The 3,600-nt window shown below is 41.8% G+C and carries 3 protein-coding genes; 2 read left to right on the plus strand and 1 reads right to left on the minus strand.

Going from position 1 to position 3,600, the window contains the following annotated elements; translation table 11 throughout:
* Positions 1 to 95: 95 nt before the first annotated feature.
* The gene (locus QZZ35_RS09995) at positions 96 to 368 is read right to left on the minus strand and encodes a hypothetical protein (protein ID WP_291237268.1); all 273 of its coding nucleotides are present in this window, start codon (positions 366 to 368) and stop codon (positions 96 to 98) included.
* A 186-nt stretch (positions 369 to 554) separates the two neighbouring features.
* Here QZZ35_RS09995 and QZZ35_RS10000 point away from each other — a divergent pair, with 186 nt between their 5' ends.
* Both QZZ35_RS10000 and QZZ35_RS10005 read left to right on the plus strand, forming a co-directional pair.
* Positions 555 to 1,823, plus strand: coding sequence for a 2-hydroxyacyl-CoA dehydratase subunit D (locus tag QZZ35_RS10000; protein ID WP_291237269.1), 1,269 nt, complete (start codon positions 555 to 557; stop codon positions 1,821 to 1,823).
* Positions 1,820 to 3,505 carry an acyl-CoA dehydratase activase gene (locus QZZ35_RS10005; RefSeq protein WP_291237270.1) on the plus strand — a complete coding sequence of 562 codons (1,686 nt, stop codon included), beginning with the start codon at positions 1,820 to 1,822 and terminating at the stop codon, positions 3,503 to 3,505. Before QZZ35_RS10000 ends, QZZ35_RS10005 begins: the two co-directional genes overlap by 4 nt.
* The last annotated feature ends 95 nt before the right edge of the window (positions 3,506 to 3,600 follow it).

Consider the following 3,600-nt stretch of genomic DNA (forward strand, 5'->3'; position numbering starts at 1 on the left):
TCAATTACTTGCGTAAATTCGATGGACGTGTCTTATATCCCCATAGCTAAAGCTATGGGGATATAAGACACATTTGATAAAAATCCGTGTTTCTCTTATTTTCCGCAAATTTTGTAAATATGCTTTTTGCCTTCCAGTGTCTTTTCAAAAGGTTCATTCTCCGAAGCCGAGATCAGCATATCATCTACAACAATATCGCCGTCACCTTCAATGTCATCATAGTCCACATCAAGACCAAAAAGCAGATCTGTCAGCCGATGCATTGCATCATCAAATCCCGGATCATCCATGTCTCCAACCGGAATGGAAATATGATCCACCATTTCTTTACCTTTTTTGTTATATGTCTGTACGGTTATCTGATACATGACACAACCCCCTTTTATATTTATTCATAATAATATTCCCATAGCTATTATAGCAAAAGAGATGCTAATTGTAAAATTATTTGATTTGACTTTAGATCAAAAATTACCTATAATTTGTAACTGTTCAGAGCCAAGCAAAATTTCATAAAACAGGCGTAAATTAATTTTAACATCCGGGAGGTTATCATGAATATAGCAGACAAATACATCCAATATGTCAAAGAAAAAACCGAAGCCGAACCCGAAAAAGGATGGGATAAGATCCTTCTCGGATTTAAGGCCAATTGTCTCAGAACACGCTATCTTCCCAGAAAAAATCTGTCAAAGGGCTATCAAAAACTGGAAGATATGATGATGCATCTTGTGGCTGATTCGCTGAGCCATAATAAAAGCTATATCTGGGGAAATATCTTTGCTCCATGTGAACTGATTCACAGCTTTGGCTTAAATACGCTCTCCATCGAATGTCTTTCCTGTTATGTGGCGGGCTTTCATCTGGAGGATTTTTTTATTGACTTTGCTCAAAGTCTGGGCTTTGCACCCACCTTATGCTCCTATCACAAAACCTTTATTGGGGCTGTTGAAAGCGGTGTTGTCCCACCTGCTTCCTATGCCGTCACCACGTCCCTGTCCTGCGACGGTAATCTGAACACATTCCGTTATCTGAAAAAGAAAAATTCAGTTCCTTTTACACTTCTCGACATCCCATATACAGACGATGACGCATCCGTAGCCTATCTCGCTTCTCAGCTTGAAAATCTTGTACAGGATATGGAGGATCATCTGGGCCGTAAATTCAATATCGAAACTTTAAAAGAATCTCTTCGGATTGAGAATGAAACCCGTAAAGAGCTTCTTAAATTTTATGAACTTTCCAAAAAACACTATTATCCCGGAGAACTCATCAGCCATCTGTATCTGATGATGGGAACACATCTTTTGATGGGAACGCAAAAGTTTCTTGATTTAATTCGTTTTATGAATCAGGATATCCGGACCTATCCGGAATTTAAGGGAAAACGCATCCTGTGGGTCCATCTTATTCCCTACTATCAGGAAAGTTTGAAACACTATTTCAATACCAACGAGAAATATCAGCTCATCGCCAGTGATATCATTATTGACTTTACAGATACACTGGATCCGGAAGATCCTTTTCATTCTTTAGCACGAAAGCTGATTAAAAATGTATTTAACGGTTCCTATGACCACAAAGCGGAAACCATTGGCAAAATGGCAGACTGGATCAAGCCGGACGCTGTCATCCACTTCTGTCACTGGGGCTGTAAACAGGCCTCCGGTGGAAGCCTTCTTTTAAAAGAAACAATGAAAAGCCGCAATATACCAATGCTTATTTTAGATGGAGACGGTGTTGATCAGCGCAACAGCCACGACGGTCAGATTAAGACCCGTCTGGAAGCCTTTTTAGAAATGATTGAGGAGACGAAAAAATGATTGGTTACATTTGTAAATACACACCGATTGAAATATTTGAATCAATGGGAATTAAAACCGAACGTATTGAACCGGAGGTTACCAGCTTTAATCAGGCAGATACGCTCATGCACCCGAATGTGTGCAGCTTTGCCAAAGGTGTTCTGGAAGAGGTTCTCCAGAAAGATTACGAAGGTATCATTCTGACAACCTGCTGCGACAGCATACGAAGACTTTATGATGTCCTGAAGAAAAAGCTTCCGGATAAGTTTATTTATATTCTTGATATTCCCCGCATCACAAAGGACGGCGGCATCGCTCTCTACGAAATCCGTGTACGGGAAATGATTGCCGCTTACGAAGCTTTCTCCGGCACTCATTTTGAGGAAAGTCGCCTGGCATGTCTCTTGCAGGCCGCATCCGTAGGGAAACAGCTCCACTCTTCCGCATTCAAAACCCGTGTCGGCATTCTTGGGGCCAGAGCCAATAAAAACATTCATAAAATTCTTGAAGATCACGGTATTGAGGCCGTCTTCGATATTACCTGTACAGGGCTTGACCGGAAACTGCTTTATGAAAAAGATCAGCCCCTTACCGGGTATGTCCGTGGACTTCTTAGCCAGTTTCCATGTATGCGCATGGAAACAGCCGCCAATCGTGACCTGCTGATTCAAAATTATGCAGATAACACCGACGGTATTATCTACCATACCGTTCAGTTCTGCGATAATTTTTCCTATGAATATGCATGGCTGAAAGAAATTATTCATAAACCAATGCTGCTGTTGGAAACAGACAACACAACTCAAAGCTACGGCCAGATTCTGACACGAATGGAAGCCTTTTTGGAGTCCATTCAAAAATCTGACAATGACCGAAAGAAACAGTTAAAACAAAATTTCAGAAAAATGGAGGACAATAAACAAATGTACGTTATTGGTATCGACAGCGGTTCCACTTCCACTAACGCTGTCATTATGGACACTAACCGCAATATAAAAGCTTTCTCAGTACTTCGCACCGGAGCCAAATCCGGCGAAAGTGCAGAACGCATTCTGGCAGATGTTCTCGAAAAAGCCAATCTTAAAAGAGAAGATATATCCTGGATCGTATCTACCGGATACGGTCGGGTCAGCATCCCTTTCGCTGATGAGAATGTTACAGAAATCAGTTGCCACGGTCGAGGTGCCCACTATTTTAATCCAAAAATCCGTACGATCCTTGATATTGGCGGACAGGACAGTAAAGCAATTAAACTGGATGCCAATGGCGAAGTCATTGACTTTGTAATGAATGATAAATGTGCTGCAGGAACCGGCCGTTTTCTTGAAGCCATCGCCCGCACTCTTGAAATTGGCATCGATGAGCTCGGACCTTCCGCTTTGAAATCGACAGAAGAAATCGAAATCACCAGCATGTGTACTGTATTCGCTGAATCAGAAGTTATCTCACTCATCGCCAACAATAAAGAGGAAGCCGATATCGCCAACGGAATCTGCCGGGCCATCGCCAACAAAGCTTATTCTCTTATGAAACGTGTCGGTCTCGAACCTGATTTTATGATGACCGGCGGTGTGGCCAAAAATCCAGGTGTTGTCCGTGCTGTAGAAGAGAAAATTCAATCCGGACTTTATATCTGTCCGGAACCGGAAATTGTAGGTGCTGTCGGAGCTGCACTCTATGCATTGGATACATTAAAATAATTTTATATCGGGCGATGGTTAAAAATCTTCGGCCATCGCCCTTTATCTGTACAGAGCATACAGATCATCAAAGGCAATTTTTTCATTGACAATTC

This window comes from Frisingicoccus sp. (genome assembly GCA_016298055.1).
GTDB lineage: Bacteria > Bacillota > Clostridia > Lachnospirales > Lachnospiraceae > Frisingicoccus.